The sequence below is a fragment of the Mesorhizobium sp. M1078 genome (assembly GCF_040318615.1).
Taxonomy (GTDB): domain Bacteria; phylum Pseudomonadota; class Alphaproteobacteria; order Rhizobiales; family Rhizobiaceae; genus Mesorhizobium.
The window spans coordinates 1-14,850 of record NZ_JAMYMP010000036.1 but is presented as its reverse complement, the minus strand read 5'-3'; the positions used below and the strand labels follow the sequence as shown (position 1 = coordinate 14,850).

At 63.4% G+C, this 14,850-nt stretch carries 15 protein-coding genes and 1 tRNA gene; 10 read left to right on the top strand and 6 right to left on the bottom strand.

Annotation, left to right across the window (positions count from 1 at the left end; translation table 11 throughout):
- Positions 1-91 precede the first annotated feature (91 nt).
- Both NKH38_RS28255 and NKH38_RS28250 read right to left on the bottom strand, forming a co-directional pair.
- Positions 92-877, bottom strand: coding sequence for a ThuA domain-containing protein (locus NKH38_RS28255; RefSeq protein ID WP_027048848.1), 786 nt, complete (start codon positions 875-877; stop codon positions 92-94).
- Between the two features lie 201 nt (positions 878-1,078).
- The gene (locus NKH38_RS28250) at positions 1,079-2,641 is read right to left on the bottom strand and encodes a DUF2778 domain-containing protein (RefSeq protein WP_502896629.1); all 1,563 of its coding nucleotides are present in this window, start codon (positions 2,639-2,641) and stop codon (positions 1,079-1,081) included.
- 482 nt (positions 2,642-3,123) lie between these two features.
- Between NKH38_RS28250 and NKH38_RS28245 the strand changes: the two genes are divergently transcribed.
- From NKH38_RS28245 to NKH38_RS28235, 3 genes are all read left to right on the top strand, one after another.
- Positions 3,124-3,675: a cytochrome c gene (locus NKH38_RS28245; protein WP_031201257.1), complete on the top strand. Its 552-nt coding sequence runs from the start codon at positions 3,124-3,126 to the stop codon at positions 3,673-3,675.
- Positions 3,676-3,805: 130 nt separating this feature from the next.
- Entirely contained in the window at positions 3,806-4,228 is a 423-nt protein-coding gene (locus tag NKH38_RS28240; protein ID WP_023684778.1) for a hypothetical protein, read from the top strand.
- 146 nt (positions 4,229-4,374) lie between these two features.
- On the top strand, positions 4,375-4,791 hold the full coding sequence (locus tag NKH38_RS28235) for an FCD domain-containing protein (RefSeq protein ID WP_081731252.1): 417 nt from the start codon (positions 4,375-4,377) through the stop codon (positions 4,789-4,791).
- A gap of 159 nt (positions 4,792-4,950) precedes the next feature.
- On the opposite strand, the gene NKH38_RS28230 is transcribed toward NKH38_RS28235, so the two are convergent.
- The gene (locus tag NKH38_RS28230; protein WP_023695542.1) at positions 4,951-5,883 is read right to left on the bottom strand and encodes a dimethylarginine dimethylaminohydrolase family protein; all 933 of its coding nucleotides are present in this window, start codon (positions 5,881-5,883) and stop codon (positions 4,951-4,953) included.
- 19 nt (positions 5,884-5,902) lie between these two features.
- Positions 5,903-7,504, bottom strand: coding sequence for a zinc-binding metallopeptidase family protein (locus NKH38_RS28225; protein ID WP_031193513.1), 1,602 nt, complete (start codon positions 7,502-7,504; stop codon positions 5,903-5,905).
- Positions 7,505-7,587: 83 nt separating this feature from the next.
- Between NKH38_RS28225 and NKH38_RS28220 the strand changes: the two genes are divergently transcribed.
- The 6 genes from NKH38_RS28220 (at position 7,588) to NKH38_RS28195 (ending at position 13,260) form a co-directional block, all read left to right on the top strand.
- Positions 7,588-8,484, top strand: a complete 897-nt coding sequence (locus tag NKH38_RS28220; protein ID WP_023684774.1) for a LysR substrate-binding domain-containing protein — start codon at positions 7,588-7,590, stop codon at positions 8,482-8,484.
- Positions 8,485-8,587: 103 nt separating this feature from the next.
- Positions 8,588-9,679 (top strand): ABC transporter ATP-binding protein, encoded by a 1,092-nt coding sequence (locus NKH38_RS28215; protein WP_023689051.1) that lies wholly within the window; start codon positions 8,588-8,590, stop codon positions 9,677-9,679.
- Between the two features lie 82 nt (positions 9,680-9,761).
- A complete protein-coding gene (locus tag NKH38_RS28210) occupies positions 9,762-10,877 on the top strand; it encodes an ABC transporter substrate-binding protein (protein ID WP_023689052.1) in 1,116 nt (371 codons plus the stop codon).
- A gap of 21 nt (positions 10,878-10,898) precedes the next feature.
- Positions 10,899-11,732 (top strand): ABC transporter permease, encoded by an 834-nt coding sequence (locus tag NKH38_RS28205; protein ID WP_023670301.1) that lies wholly within the window; start codon positions 10,899-10,901, stop codon positions 11,730-11,732.
- Positions 11,732-12,538, top strand: coding sequence for an ABC transporter permease (locus NKH38_RS28200; RefSeq protein WP_023689053.1), 807 nt, complete (start codon positions 11,732-11,734; stop codon positions 12,536-12,538). The genes NKH38_RS28205 and NKH38_RS28200 overlap by 1 nt, the downstream gene beginning before the upstream one ends.
- An 89-nt stretch (positions 12,539-12,627) precedes the next feature.
- Positions 12,628-13,260, top strand: coding sequence for a LysE family translocator (locus NKH38_RS28195; RefSeq protein WP_023684770.1), 633 nt, complete (start codon positions 12,628-12,630; stop codon positions 13,258-13,260).
- A 45-nt stretch (positions 13,261-13,305) separates the two neighbouring features.
- On the opposite strand, the gene NKH38_RS28190 is transcribed toward NKH38_RS28195, so the two are convergent.
- Together NKH38_RS28190 and NKH38_RS28185 are read right to left on the bottom strand one after the other, a co-directional pair.
- The gene (locus NKH38_RS28190; protein ID WP_023684769.1) at positions 13,306-14,196 is read right to left on the bottom strand and encodes an alpha/beta fold hydrolase; all 891 of its coding nucleotides are present in this window, start codon (positions 14,194-14,196) and stop codon (positions 13,306-13,308) included.
- Positions 14,196-14,531 (bottom strand): antibiotic biosynthesis monooxygenase family protein, encoded by a 336-nt coding sequence (locus tag NKH38_RS28185; RefSeq protein ID WP_023738659.1) that lies wholly within the window; start codon positions 14,529-14,531, stop codon positions 14,196-14,198. The genes NKH38_RS28190 and NKH38_RS28185 overlap by 1 nt, the downstream gene beginning before the upstream one ends.
- 130 nt (positions 14,532-14,661) lie before the next feature.
- On the opposite strand from NKH38_RS28185, the gene NKH38_RS28180 reads away from it, so the two are divergent.
- A tRNA-Cys gene (locus NKH38_RS28180) sits at positions 14,662-14,735 on the top strand.
- The last annotated feature ends 115 nt before the right edge of the window (positions 14,736-14,850 follow it).

Here is a 14,850-nt window from a genome sequence, read left to right as displayed (position 1 = left end):
GAGCGAATTGGTTCGATTCAATCATATGGCGCAGATACGGTCTAGGAAACCCATGCGGAAAACCGCTACGCCTTTTTTCCTGGATTTTGCTTTAGCGGAAGCCGGCCTCGCCCGAAGCGTGCAGCTTGCCGCCGCGCTCGACGATCGGCTCCAGCGCCTTCTCGACCGGCACGTTCGGCGCCTCGAGGATCGCCGACTTGGTGCCCTGCGGATTGTGCGCCCACTTCACCGCATTGCGCAGCACCTTGTGCACATTGGCGTCGTGATAGGTCGGATAGGTCTCGTGGCCCGGGCGGAAGTAGAAGACATTGCCGGCGCCGCGGCGATAGGTCAGCCCAGAACGGAACACCTCGCCGCCCTGGAACCAGGATATGAAGACGGTCTCCAGCGGTTCGGGCACGGCGAACTGCTCGCCATACATTTCTTCATTCTCGAGCTCGAAATATTCGCCGACGCCTTCGGCGATCGGATGGCTGGGACTGGTCGCCCAGAGCCGCTCGCGCTCACCCGCCTCGCGCCATTTCAGCGTGCAGGGCGTGCCCATCAGCCGCTTGAAGATTTTCGAGAAATGGCCGGAATGGAGAACGATCAGCCCCATGCCTTCAAAGACCCGGCGGGCGACGCGCTCGACGATCTCGTCGGCAACGGCGCCATGGTCCTTGTGGCCCCACCAGACCAGCACGTCGGTCTCGGCCAAGCGCGCCTCGGGCAGGCCATGCTCGGGCTGTTCGAGCGTGGCGGTCGAGGCGGAGATCGCCTTGTCGGCATTCAGCGCCTTGGCGATGGTCGTGTGCATGCCCTCGGGATAGAGGGCTGCGACCACCTCATTGGTCCGCTCATGGATGTTCTCGCCCCAAACGACAGCGCGTATTGTCATGATGTCCTCGTGGTGAAGCCGACCCGCAGGGGTCACTCATAGTCTGCCTGGGGGTGAAAAGGGAATAGGCAGTGGGGAATAGGCAATAGGGGCAGAAAAACAATCAACAGGCGATGGACGCTCCTGGGCCCTACTGCCTACTGCCTACTGCCTACTGCCTATTGCCTATTGCCTACTGCCTACTGCCTACTGCCTACTGCCTTACGCTCCCCGGCCTTCCTGAGCGACCCGCGTCAGCGGCTTGGTCAGGCGCGGCACGACGACGAGGCGCTTGATCTTGCCCTTCTTATAGGCGGCAAGGAAGCGGGCATAGTCCTTGAAGACGACGCAGCCATTGGACTCCGCACGGCCTCCGCGCAGCATGTAGGTGTGGGCAAGCAGGCCGTCGCGGCCGTATTTGTTGCCGCCGCTGACGGGAGTGAGACGGAGCGCCTCGACGCCATGGAAGCGGGATTCGCGCAGCCGCAGATCATAGGTGTTGGGCGGCGTCGGGCCGACATTCTTCTTGTGCACGAAGCGCGGCTGGTCGACCATCGAACCCAGCCCCGAATGGGCCTCCAGCCGCGAGCCGTCCGGCATATAGACGGTCTTGGCCGAGATATCGTAGACGGCGACGCCGCCGCCCATTCCGGGCGTGGCGAACAGATCCTTGAAGGCGCGACCGACACCGCCCGCCGGGACGTCCGGCTTGGCATAGGCCAGCATCTCGCCGGCCTGTGTCTTCGACCGTTTGCCAGGCTTGATCCGGCTTGATTGGATGCTCTGGCTGTCTGGCACGCCAGGCAGTGCGGCGACCTCCGAAGTACTGCGGGGCGAGCGCGGCGACGAATTGCCCGGCGACTGGGGTGCGGGGCTCTCGGCCGTCCTGTCGGTCTGTGGCTTGGCTGCCCTGGGCTTGCTGGCTTGCCGAGCCTCGGCAGGCTGAGCGGTTTCGGCGCGTGGACGCCAACCGGGCAACGCAATGTTGTCGGGCAGATCGTCCTGCGGCGGCAGCGAAGCGACCTGAACCTCGGCCTGCTCAGGATCCTGCCCTCCGGCGATTGCTTCAACGGCCGGCGGCGGGGCCAGCATGTCAGCGTCTTCCGGCAAGCTGTTGGCCAGCGCCAGCGCCAGGCGCGACGAGCGTTCGATCTCAGCCACTTCCGGCCCAAAGCGTTCCGAGGCGGGGCCATGCTGATCGGGCAGCCGGACTTCGGCGAAACGGGCAGCGACCGGAAGGCTGGCAAGCATGAAGGGCGCATTCGAGGCCTTGGCGAAGGCGGCAGCCAGCTTTTGCGGCGACAGCTCTGCCTTGGCCACCACGCCGTCGAAGCGCATGCCGCGCGAAGTGGCGAGAGCGACGCTGGTGTTTGGCGCAATGTTTGAGGCGACACTGCTCGGGGCCACAGCGTGCGCGGCCGGCTTCAGCCGCGCCATCTTGCCGTCATGCGCGAAGTTCGCGGCGGCATGCGCGCAGCCGGCGTCGCATTGGCTGAGCAGCGAGGCCTGTGATTTTTGCGCCGAAAGCCGCGGCGCCCACGAATTGGCGAGGCTGCGGCGCGAATCGGCAAGTGCTGCGTTCGGCAGAAGCAGACTGTGCGGAAGGCTGTTGGAGGCTGCGGTGAGCGAGGTACCGAGCGAATAGAGGCCGGCCATGGTTGCCACCGACCACAGCGCCAAGGCCGCGCCGACAACCGGCACTACCACCCAGCGCTGGCCGGATCTCTTCGAAGTCAAACCCCGTTCAGGAGTGTCGCCCCGGTCTTTCAAACGCAAAAACGCCATACAACCACTCTCAATCGGCATGCAGGCTTGCGACCCTCGCATCCGTGACATCCACAGTTCGCTGGTGCCCCCTGCACCTTTCGCGTCTGTTGCCGATTGAATCAAAAGATGGACAAAGTTGGTTAACCAATCCCTCCATCAGCCACCGATTATGCGGCGCCTGATACGAAAAAAAGAGCACTCCATGGTCTGCGCCACGGTAGAATGCTCTCCCTCACCCCCGCCTTGCTGCCCGTTTTTGCGATCCAAGTCAAGGAAACGCTGCGTCAGCTTGCTGCAAGCCTGTGCTGATTGCCCGCTGATCGGCCTTCTCAATCAGTTGACCTTCCGGTGGCTGGAAGGTCTATCCGCTCAGAGACGGAGACTTCCGGCGACGGAAATTTACCGATGAGAACCGGCATCACGACCGAAGAATCCGACTGCAGGTCGAACCCCTGCTGCGGCTGGCTGATCACAGATGGATGGGGCAAGGACATGGCGCCGTGAGATGGACTGTGAAAGCGGCGCTGCTGTGGCTGGTCTGTGCCCTTACGATGGCCGCCTCCGTCGGCGGCGGACCGATGGTCGCGGCCCGCCAGGCGTCGATGAAGGAGATGGCGGCGGCTGCGAAAACCATTGCCGGCATGTTCGACCGCAGGCAACCCTATGACGCCGCAGCCTTCAAGGCGGCAGCGGACACGCTGCGCGCTCGCACCGGCCCTGCCCTGATTGCCGAATTTCCGAGCGGCTCGCTTGGACCGCCTTCGCAGGCCAGGCTGGAGATCGATCAGTCACGGGCGGAATTCGAGGCGCTGGCAAATCATATCGGGGCGCTGGCGCGCGCGCTGGCCGCCAAGGCCCAAAGCGCGCCGGCCGTCATCACTGATGACATGCGCATGGGCACCGGCCCGGCAATGGGCGGCGGCAGCCTGCTCGGCAAGCGGCCGAGCACCGTGGAAGTCGATCCTACCAAAGTGCCGGCGGAGCATCTCCTGCACCTGATCCTGCAGGATTGCTCGAGCTGTCATTCGAAGTTCCGGCGGAAGCTACAGTGAAATAGACTTACCCGCCGGAGCGATACCCTTTGCTGGCCTGCGCCCCAGCCGCTTGCATACAAGTAAATTCGCTCGTGCTAATATATCGAAGTCATGCATATCCATGCATGACGAGCATCGGGAGGATGCAATGAAAACCATGAATCGCAGGTCTGCAATTGCCCTCGGTCTGACGACCGCCGCGGTAGCGCCTTTGTTCACCTTGGCGGCATCGGCAAAAATCAAGAAATACGGCCCGAAAGAGGGCAAGGAGATTGCGCCCGGTGTCAGGGTGGTGGAGGTCGGCACCGGCAATGCAGACATTCCCGCCTACAAGAGCATCGCAATTATCGACGTTGTGTTTCAGCCCGGAGCACATGCTCCTCAAACCGTGATGGACAACGACATGGTGTGCACCATTACCTCAGGTGCATTCACGATCAAGAAAGCGGACAAGGAATTCAAGCTCAAGACGGGTGATATGTACACCTGCTCCAAGGGCAAGACCGATGAAGCGACGAATACAAGCAAGGAGGTCGGCGTGCATCGCATCGCCGTATTGATACCCGCATAGCAGATGGAACTCCGGCCGGACCACGCCGTCGCGAGTCCGGCCGGCCAGACGAGGCGATCTCGTTCCGTCGTCAGCGCGGCCATCTCACGCCAGCCACTCCCTGATCGCCGGGCGGGCGGGAACGGCGCGCATGTGGTCTTCGCGCTATGGCTTTGTTTGGGCATGATCTTTTGGGGAAGCTGGCTTGGTTTCAAAATCAACGGCTAGGTCGAATGGCTGATCAATCAGCGCATCCACGTGGCCAATACGGAGATCGAAACCGCACGAGTTTTGCCGGCCACCAGGCGGTGTTCGAGGCGATCGAGCGCCGCGACCCGGAAGCGGCCGGCCAAGCGATGCGGGCGCATCTGGAAAACGCCCGGAGCAAGTTCAATTCAGGTTCGGGCAGATTGGACTGGCCGGCAGACGCGGCAGCGCTCTGGCGCAAAGCAAAAAGCCCGCCGTTCAAAGCCGGCGGGCTCCCTTCAATCATACAGCGCGATCCGGTCGCCGATAACCAGGACGACCGAATTTCGGCCTTCAGCGGCTGGTTGCGCTCAGGGGGCGGGCTTCGACGGGTTTGAAGCGACCAGCGATCCGAGTTTGCCGGCTTTGGCCAGACTCGGCTTTTCGTAAGTTTTCTTCACAGAATCCCTCCTCTAATGGCATCAATTTCCTCTGCCAGGCCTGTTTTGTCAAATCTGGCAGCAGTCCGTCACAGGTCCCGGCGGCAATTCGTGCCGTTACGCCGGCTCGCGCTTCAGCGCCTGCGCCATGCAGTGAATGCCGCCGCCGGTCTTGGAAATCTCGCTCATGTCGACGGCAGCAACCTCGAAGCCGCGCGCTTTGAGTTGGCCGATCAGCGACTGGCTCGACGTCGGCGCGATCACCCTGTCCTTGCCGAGCGACATGAAGTTGCAGCCGAGCGCCATCGTGTCCTGGAAGGGCACGTCGATGATCTCGTGGCCCTTGCCCTTCAGCCAGTCGACGATGCCGGGCTCGGTGCAGGCGAGGCACACCGCGGTGAGCTTCTCGGCGACCGGCACCACCATCAGGTCGATATGGACGTAATATTCGTCGATGAAGGCGAGGCGCGTTTCCCAGCCTTCCTTTTCGAACCAGTCCTGCACCTGGCGGGCGCCCTCTTCCTGCGTGCGGGCGCCGCCGCAGCCGATCAGCACCACGCCCTCCTCGATGACGTTGAAGTCGCCGCCTTCGAAGGTGCCAGCCGTGACCATGTCGTAGATGGGTATGCCGAGCTTTTCATAGGTGCGGATGGCGGCATAGTTCTCGCCGCGCCGCCACCAATTGGCCATGGCGGTGATGAAGGCGCCGTAGGGCGTCATGACGCTGGAGTCTCTGGAATAGACCTGCATCGGCAGTTCCGGCGTCGGCTCGTGCCAGTGGATGTTGACGCCGAAATGCTCATAGGCGGCGACGAGGTCCTTGTGCTGCGCCTGGGCGATCTGAACGTTGCAGGGCGCTTCGCGCAAATGCTTGCGCGAGAGCGAGCTGGTCGAGAGGTGGCGCAGGAAGTTTGGCGAGCCGAGCAACACGTCTGTCAGCACGTCGGTCTCGTTGGCAAAGCCCCATGATGTCAGCGGCTTGGTGCCGCCGGCGGGATTGCGGCGCTGCAGCGAGAACGGTTCGGCGATGATGCGATCATGGACGGTCATAAGGTTCTCCTCGATTTGACTATGCAGCTTGATTGGATTGGCTGCTCGGAATCCACCAATCGCGTCCGCGCGCGGTGGTGACATATTCCGGCCAGCGGAAATTGATCGGCGGGTCATAGTCGCAAAGCGGCGCGATCCAGTTGGAGCCACCAATGCCGCCGCCGGTGCGGGTGACGAATTCGTCCATGGCCGCATCACGCGCGGACTTGTCCTCGAGCAGGCGGAGGGCTGCAAGCGCAACCGTCTTGGCGGCGCAAATGACCATCGGGTCAATGGTGGCCGAGATACCGCCCAGCGCGTTCATCGCCCAGGATGGATAGGCATGGCCATTCGCCGAGCGCAGCGCCGGGCGAGCGACATAGAAGCGTGCGGTCGGCGTGTGCCACGACATGTCGGTGTAGTCGTCGGAGGTCGAGTTGATCTGCGACGGAGGCAAATCGCGGCGCAGGATTGCCTCGGCCTCTTGCGGCGCAACCAGCCGCTCCATCTCGTCGATGAAAGGGTTGTCGGTCGCGGTGCCGCCGGCATTGACCTGGACCTCGCGACCGATCGCTTTCGCCGCCTCGTCCCAGCTCGGAGCGCCAACGGTGGACAGCGCCTCATAGGCAATCCCCGCCATGGCGTGATTGGCGAGGCCCGGCCTCGACTTCGACACCCAATGGCGCTCATAGCGACAACCGCTGATCGCCGCGGCCGCGGCCGCATTACGGTCGAGCACCGCGGTGACCTGCTCTGCCATGGCAATGGTCGGCACGCGGATCATGTACTGGATCTCGGCCAGCCCCGCCGGCAGATTGTCGGCGGTCGCCTGCCCGGCGGTGAGGATCGCCTCGCTGATCGACCAGCCGCCCTGGTGAGGCAGCATGGAATCGCGCAGCGCCTTGGAGGTCATGTACATCGTCATCAGTGCGTCGTTGGCGCCGGGCGCCCGCACCGCCGAATGCGCCTGCGGGATCGGCGCGCCATCGCTTGCGCGAACCCAGTTTTCGGGTTCGTCGCAGACAAAACGGTAGATCATCGCATAGGCGGCGCCGCAATGCGTGTCCCAGCGCGCCGTGTTGCAGAGCGGCAGCATATAGAAGGGGTGGAAGGAGATCATGCCGGCAAGGCCGTCATAGTAGCCCTTGGCCGCATGGATCGGCTTCGAGCCCCTGACCTTCTCGGCCGGCTCGCCGGTGAAGCGCAACGTCCCCTCGATGCCGTGGCGTTGCATTGCAGCCTTGGTGGCGAGAAGTCCGCCGAGGCCGGCAATGCCAAGCCCGGAATGCGGATCGGTGTGGCCGCCGGCCTCGCTGCCGAGGCCCGGCCGCGATCGCTTCACCGTTGCCGCGTCCTGGCAGTTGCCAGGCACGGCGTCGTATTCGCCGTACATGCCGATGGTCGGCCCCGGGCCATTCGTCCAGTGGGCGCAAAAGGCGGTCGGCATGCCGGCCGACCCTTCCTCGACTGAAAAGCCCTCATGCTTCAGCCGCGCGACATACCAGGCCGCCGACTGGTATTCGCGCCAGGCTGTTTCGCCGAAATCGAAAATGGTGCGCGTCCACGCCGACAGCGACGGCTGGATGCTATCGAGACAGGCAAGCGCGGTGGCTTGCGCCGAGGTCGTCACCGGTTTCTCCATGCGGCCCAAGAAAGCAGTGAAGCGGCATTGCAAAAAGTGATATGTTTTTCCGGTTCATGCAAATTCGGTTCACCTGAGGCCTCTTGCGAATACCTTCCACACAGGCGCTGCGCGCCCTCGACAGTTTTGCCCGTCACGGCAGTGTCTGGCGCGCAGCCGATGAACTGCATTTGACCCGCAGCGCCGTCAGCCATCAGTTGCGGCTGCTCGAACGCGACCTCGGCTTCGACCTGCTGGAGCGCATCGGCAAGGGCGTGGCGCTGACACCGCGCGGCCAGCGCTATGCCGCCGATGTGAGAAAGGCGCTGACGGTGCTCGGCGATGCGGTGACGCGCCAGGCCGGCACGGGCGTCGGCGGTTCGTTCGCCGTTTCCTGCACGCCGGGCTTCGCCTCTCTGTTCCTGTGCACGCACATCGGCGAGTTCCGGCAGATGTATCCGGACGTGGCGCTGTCGATCCTGACGCCCAGACGGCTGGACGATGTCAGCAATCCGGACGCCGATGCCTTCATTGCCTTCGGCGTCGGCAACTGGCCGAACCGCTCGGTGGAGTTGCTGTGCGAAATCTCGTTCACGCCACTTTGCAGCCCGACACTGCTCAACAAGGTCGGCGGCTTTTCAAAACCGGCCGACGTGCTGCGCGCCAATCTCCTGCATCTCGGCGACACCGAGGACTGGGCGCGCTGGCTGGCGCTGTCCAAGGTGGAAAACCCCGACACCGAAGGCGGCATCTTCTTCTCGGACATGAACCTCGTTTTTTCCGCGGCGATCGCCGGCCAGGGCATCGCCATGGGCGACGAGTTGACCAGCCGCCGGGCGCTGAGCGAAGGCCGTCTGGTGCGCCCCTTCGATATCGCGATCCCCTCGCCGCGCTCGTATTTCCTGGTGTCGGAACATGCCAAGGCCAGCCACCCGGTGCTGGAAGCATTCAATGGGTGGTTAAGGTCGAAGCTGTCGGAGAACCGGATCAGCCCGTACTAGCCTCCCATCCGTGAATCAAATTTGCCGATCAGGCGAAAACTATTCGGTTGCGGTGAGCCGGGGCCCTGCCCTACGCTCAAGCCACGACCAAGGAAGAGGCAGGATGCAGCAACCCGGCCGGGCCGCAGAGATCAAGGCAATCGGGATCGGCAAGAGCTTCGGCTCGTTCCGGGCGCTGGACGACCTGACGCTCAATATCGGCCGCGGCGAGTTTTTGACGCTGCTCGGTCCCTCCGGCTCGGGCAAGACCACATTCCTGATGATCCTCGCCGGCTTCGTGCAACCGACCGCCGGCAAGCTTTTCAGCGACGGCATCGACATCACCGAGCGGCCGGCCGAACAGCGTGCCGCCGGCATGGTCTTCCAGGGCTATGCGCTGTTCCCGCACATGTCGGTCGAGGCCAACATCGCCTTCCCGCTCAAGGTACGCAAGAAATCGGCTTCCGAGATCAAGCGCCGCGTTGCCGAGATGATCGAGCGCGTCGGCCTTAAGGGCCATGAGACGAAACTGCCGGCGCAGCTTTCCGGCGGCCAGCAGCAGCGCGTGGCGTTGGCCCGCGCTTTGGTGTTCGAACCCGGCGTGCTGCTCCTCGACGAGCCGTTCTCGGCGCTCGACAAGAGCCTGCGCGGCCAGATGCAGGCCGAGATGAAGCGGCTGCATCAGGAGACCGGCACCACCTTCGTCTTCGTCACCCACGACCAGAGCGAGGCGCTGGCGCTGTCGTCGCGCGTCGCCATCTTCAACCACGGAAAATTGCTGCAGGTCGGAGCGCCGGACGAGGTCTACGACCGGCCGGACAACCGCTTCGTCGCCGAGTTCCTTGGCGAGATCAACATGCTGCCGTTGAAGGGGGTCAAGCCCGCCGACAATGGCTCGACGGGCCTCTGCGAGGACCGCGCGGTCAACATGCTCTGCAAGGCCGAGAAAGTCCGTGGCGATGCCATATTGGCGATCCGGCCCGAACATATGTCGATCACGCGCGAAGCCGCCGCCGGCGAGAACGGCATTGCCGCCACCGCCATCGGCTCGACCTATCTGGGTGCGGCGACCAAACTCGATCTGACGACACGCCAGGGCGCCAAGGTGACCGTCTCGGTGCCGAACGAGGTCGCGGCGGCTGCACTCAGCAAAGGCAATTCCGTCTGGCTGACATGGCCGGCGGAAAAGGGTTTCCTCCTTCCGGACGGAGGATGACGACGAGAACGGCGAAGTCTTCCAGCAAAGAATCTGGAGCGCGCCATAACCACCGGAACCAAGACGAAAAAGGGGAACTAAAATGACAAACCAAAGCAAAAAACAAGCCATGGACGGGCTGACCGCCCGGGCTGTGCGCGGCGAGATTTCGCGCCGGCAATTCACCCAGCTTGCAGCCCTCGTGCTGGCCGGCACACCGATGCTGCTGCGCTCGACCGGTGCCTTTGCGCAGGCCAAGGAGCTGGTGCTGGTCAACTGGGGTGGCGATGCCCTTACCGCTTATGACGCCGCCTACGGCCAGGCCTTCACCAAGGAAACCGGCATCACCGTCAAGATGGACGGTTCGGGCCCGACCGAAGGCGCGATTGCCGCACAGTTCAAGAGCGGCGCGCCGACCTGGGACCTTGTCGACGTCGACCCGTTCTCGGCCATCACGCTCGGCGCGCAGGGTGCGCTCGAGCCGATCGACTACGCCATCGTCGACAAGAAGAAGATGCGCGAGGGGTTCGGCTGGGAATACGCGGCGTCGACCTATTTCTTCTCCTATGTCATCGCCTATGATTCCGAGAAATACGGCAAGGACGCGCCGACCGGCATGGCCGACTTCTTCGACGTGAAGAAGTTTCCGGGCAAGCGCTCGCTCTACAAATGGGGCGTGTCGAGTTGGGAAGCAGCGCTGCTTGCAGACGGCATCGCGCCGGCCTCGCTCTACCCGCTCGACCTGAAGCGAGCGCATGACAAGATCGCCGCTTTCAAGGAAAACGTCGTGGCTTACTGGGGCGGCGGCGCCGAGAGCCAGAGCGTGCTGCTCAACGGCGAAGCCTCGATGGCGATCGTGTGGTCGACCCGCGCCTCGCTGATCGAGCAGGACTCGGGCGGCAAGATCAAGTTCATCTGGGATCAGGGCCTGATTTCGCCCGGCGCGCTGGCCGTGCTCAAGGGCAACCCCGGCGGCAAGGACGCAGCGATGAAGTTCATTGCCAGCGCCCAGGATCCGCAAAAGCAGCTGGTGATGTTCGACAAGCTCGGACAGGGTCCGGCCAATCCGGCCGCCGATGCGCTGATCCCCGCCGACAAGAAGCGCATCAACCCGGTCGATCCCGAAAACATGAAGAAGCAGATCGCGCTCGACATGGACTGGTACGCCAAGAATTACGGGGCAGCACTCGACGAATACACCAAGATCATCTCGGCCTGACCAGGCCGGGCACGAGCTTCGATGAGAGGCACCCTCTCCGACAGGATGGGCGCGGCGGTGCTGATGGCGCCGCTGCTCCTGTTCCTTGTGCTGGCCTACGCCTGGCCGTTCCTCGGCGTCGTCAAGTGGAGCGTCACCTTGCCGACACCGGGGCTCGGCCAGTATGGCGCGCTCGCCACCGATGCCCTGGTGCAGTCTGTGTTCATCCGCACGCTGCGCATCGCGCTGATCGTCACCGTGGTTTCCGTGGCGGCGGCATACGCCATCACCATGGTGTGGGTGCGCGGCAGCCCGGCACAGCGCATAATCGCTGAATTCTGCATTCTCGTCCCCTTCTGGATCTCGGTGCTGACCCGCGCCTTCGGCTGGGTGGCGCTTTTATCAAACCGCGGCCTGATCAACACCTGGCTGCAATCGATCGGCTTCATCTCCGAGCCGCTGGCGCTGGTGCGCAACGAGTTCGGCGTCATCGTCGGCATGACGCATTTCCTCATTCCCTTCGCGGTGTTCCCGCTGGCCTCCGCCATGCGCAGCCTCGACGAGCGCGTGCTGCTCGCGGCGCGCGGGCTCGGCTCCAGCCGTATGCGCACCTTCTGGACCGTGTTCGTGCCGATGACGCGCTCCGGCATCATCGGTTCGGCGATGATCGTGTTCGTCTTCTCGCTCGGCTTCTTCGTCACGCCGGCGATCCTCGGCGGCGGCCGCAGCGTGATGATCGCCGAGCTGATCTATCTGCGCATCTTCCAGAGTCCCGATTGGGGACTGGGCGCGGCGATCAGCGTCGTGCTGGTGCTGTTCGTCGGCGCGCTCATGGCGCTGCTGTTCCGCTATGTCAGACCGAAGCAACTGATCTGATGCCGACCTATCGCCCCGGTCCCGTCTCGCTGATCCTCGCCGTGCTGGTGGCACTGTTCCTGCTGCTGCCGCTGCTGGCGGTCATCCCGGTGTCGCTGACGCCAAGCCGCATGCTGGCTATGCCGACGGGCGAACTGTCGCTGCGCCACTACCGCGCGCTGATCGAGGATCCGCGCTGGCTCGACGCCATCCTGCTGTCGATCCGCATCGGCATCGTCAGCAGCGTCATCTCCACCGTGCTGGCGCTGTGCTTCAGCCTTGGCGTCTGGATGTTCCAGCCGCGCTTCACGGCCACCCTTGTCGGCTTCGTGCTGTTGCCGATGGTGGTGCCGCCGGTGGTCTCGGCGATCACGCTCTACTTCCTGCTGACGTCGATCTCGGGCATGAGCTCGTTCTTTGGCTATGACACATGGCTCGGCGTCGCCATGGCGCATTCGGTGATGACGGTGCCTTTCGCCACGGTGCTGATCCTGGTCTCGCTCAGCCAGCTCGACCGCCGCATCGACCTTGCCGCGCGCGGCCTTGGCGCCGGCGTGTGGGAACGCGCGACGCGCATCATCATGCCCAACATCAAGTTCGGCATCGTCACCGCTGCACTTCTCTCCTTCGTGCTGTCTTGGGAAGAGATCGGCGTGACCCTGTTCATCACCTCGGTCAACGCCATCACGCTGCCGCGGCTGATGTGGATGGGCCTGCGCGACAACATCGACCCGGCGATCGCAGCCCTTTCGGTGATCCTGATCATCATCACCGTGCTGGTCCTGGCGGTGAGGACTGTGGTGGTGAAGATGCGCGGCGGGCACTGAGCCAAGGTGGCCAACAACAATCGGCGATAGCCAAGCCGCTGTGTGAAGGGCGTTACGGACGGTGAGCGCCGGGTGCATTACGCGGCGTCATGGGAAACCTGCCGCTGGTGACATTTGCCTTCGTGTCGGTGCTCGGAATGGCGGTTCCGGGACCGGACGTCGTGCTCGCCATCACCAACGGCTCCCGCTACGGTTTTCGACGCGCGTTTCTCGGCATGGCCGGCGTCGTACTGTCTGATTTCGTTCTTATCAGCATCGTCGCGCTGGGCTTCGGCGCTCTTCTGCTGGCTTCGGAATTCTATCTCTCGGCTCTCAGGATGTTCGGCGCGGGCTATCTGCTTTTCGTCGCCATCGGTACCCTGCGCACCGCGTCCCGACCTTCGTTCAACCCTAACGTTCCCGAAACACGCCATTCAGCCAAGGCACTCATTGGGCGCTGCTTCCTGGTGGCGGTCACAAATCCGGCGGCCTGGCTGCTTTTCCCCGCGATCCTGCCGCATTTTGTCCGCGTGGATGAGCCGATCGCGATCCAGTATGGCATCCTGGCCATTATCGCCGCGCTTGCCGATGTGTTTGTGCTGACGTTTTACGCAGCCCTTGGCGCGCGGGCTGCAAGGCTTCTGGCTGGGCCAAACGCCGTGTGGATCGACCGGTTGTACGGTATCGCCCTGCTTGGTCTTTCGAGCACTTTGATCCTGCAATCCCTCGGGCATCTGAGATAGTCGACACAGGACTACACAGGGCCGGATTTAGCAATCGGCCCGTAGTCAGCTTGCGAAGAATCTCGACAGCCTTGCAGCCGTGTCTTCGGGGTGCTCTTCCGGGAAGAAATGCCCACCCTTGACCGAGCCGCCTCCGACGTTATCAGCCCATTGCCGCCAGATCGCCAACGGGCCGCCCTCCTCCGCATACCAGTTCTCCAACCCGCCCTCGCCGCTCCAGAGCGCAAGCAGCGGGCATCTGATGCGACAGCCATCAGCCTGGTCCTGCGCGTCGTGCTCGCGGTCGATGCCTGCGGCGGCGCGATATTCCTCGCAGATGGCGTGGGCATGGGCGGGATCACGCAGCGCCTCGATATAGGCGGCCCTGACCTCAGCGGGAAAAGCATCTGGAGCCGAGCCCCAGCCGGCGATCGCATTGTCGACAACTGCGTCGGGTGCTGCGGACAACAGGCGCTCAGGCAGCGGTTCCGGCTGGGCGAGCAGGCTCCACGGCCAGAAGGCCAGCGCCAACCTGGCATCGGCCCGATCCCAGGCGGAGGCCGTGGGGACGATGTCGAGAACGGCGACTTTCGACACGGTTTCGGGATGGTCGAGCGCCAGCCGGTAGGCGACGCGACCGCCACGGTCGTGGCCGGCAACCATGAAACGGTCGAAACCGAGAACGTCCATAACCTGCACCATGTCGCGCGCCATCGCTCGTTTGGAATAGGCGGCATGATTGGCTCCGGAAGCCGGACAGCCGCTTTGTCCGTAGCCTCTCAGATCGGCGGCGACCACGCTGAAATGCGGCGCCAGGGCCACGGCGATGTCCCGCCACATCACATGCGTTTCGGGAAAGCCATGCAGGAGCAGCAACGGCGGCCCTGAGCCACCGGCCCTGACGAAGATCGATGTCTCCTCCATTTGAACGGTCCTGGCGTCAAAGCCCGCAAACATCAGCTGCCGCCAACCAGTCCGTGGCTGGAACGGATTCGCAGCACCTGGACACCCTTCGGCAATTCGATCAGGAACTCCTTGTCGCGGTCGAGATGGTGGATGCTTTGCGGATCGCCGCCGGTAAAGGCGGCCATCGCCTCGACGCTCTCCCAATAGGAGATGGTGATGAATTCCGAATGCGTCGGCGTGTCCTCGCGAAAAGTCTGCACGCCAAGCGCTTTCTCGATCAGCGGCTTGATACCAGCCTCGTAATTGTAGCGCTCATAGGCGTCGGCCCTGCCGGGCGAGGTCCTGCCGCGCCAGATGCGCGCAATGGTCGGGGTTTTCGGTGCCATCTGCGACAAACGCCTGAACGCGAGCCGCGTTCCGAACATCTCGACTGGTGGCAGCCGGATCGCGGTCCGAACCTGCGAGCAGAGGCCGGCCAAGTTGACTAGCTGTCGCGGTCAATGCACAAGGAGCCATGGTCTGAGGGCGGGACGGTGACGCATCGGTCTGCAAAACCGACGTAGTGGGTTCAATTCCCACTCAGGCCTCCACACTATCTCTTTGTGCCCTTCCCGAGAGATGGGTGACAGTTCATTCCGGAGACATGGGTTACACTTTCGGCCCTTTGCAAGGAGAGCAAGGTGCCTTGGAAGGAGTGTAACGTCA

Coding starts and splice junctions, on each gene's coding strand:
- NKH38_RS28190 (WP_023684769.1), bottom strand. CDS start 14,196: ATGTTTGCGGGCTTTGACGCCAGGACCGTTCAAATGGAGGAGACATCG.
- NKH38_RS28210 (WP_023689052.1), top strand. CDS start 9,762: ATGACAAACCAAAGCAAAAAACAAGCCATGGACGGGCTGACCGCCCGG.
- NKH38_RS28235 (WP_081731252.1), top strand. CDS start 4,375: ATGGCTTTGTTTGGGCATGATCTTTTGGGGAAGCTGGCTTGGTTTCAA.
- NKH38_RS28250 (WP_502896629.1), bottom strand. CDS start 2,641: ATGGCGTTTTTGCGTTTGAAAGACCGGGGCGACACTCCTGAACGGGGT.
- NKH38_RS28205 (WP_023670301.1), top strand. CDS start 10,899: ATGAGAGGCACCCTCTCCGACAGGATGGGCGCGGCGGTGCTGATGGCG.
- NKH38_RS28255 (WP_027048848.1), bottom strand. CDS start 877: ATGACAATACGCGCTGTCGTTTGGGGCGAGAACATCCATGAGCGGACC.
- NKH38_RS28185 (WP_023738659.1), bottom strand. CDS start 14,531: ATGGCACCGAAAACCCCGACCATTGCGCGCATCTGGCGCGGCAGGACC.
- NKH38_RS28225 (WP_031193513.1), bottom strand. CDS start 7,504: ATGGAGAAACCGGTGACGACCTCGGCGCAAGCCACCGCGCTTGCCTGT.
- NKH38_RS28230 (WP_023695542.1), bottom strand. CDS start 5,883: ATGACCGTCCATGATCGCATCATCGCCGAACCGTTCTCGCTGCAGCGC.
- NKH38_RS28240 (WP_023684778.1), top strand. CDS start 3,806: ATGAAAACCATGAATCGCAGGTCTGCAATTGCCCTCGGTCTGACGACC.
- NKH38_RS28215 (WP_023689051.1), top strand. CDS start 8,588: ATGCAGCAACCCGGCCGGGCCGCAGAGATCAAGGCAATCGGGATCGGC.
- NKH38_RS28195 (WP_023684770.1), top strand. CDS start 12,628: ATGGGAAACCTGCCGCTGGTGACATTTGCCTTCGTGTCGGTGCTCGGA.
- NKH38_RS28200 (WP_023689053.1), top strand. CDS start 11,732: ATGCCGACCTATCGCCCCGGTCCCGTCTCGCTGATCCTCGCCGTGCTG.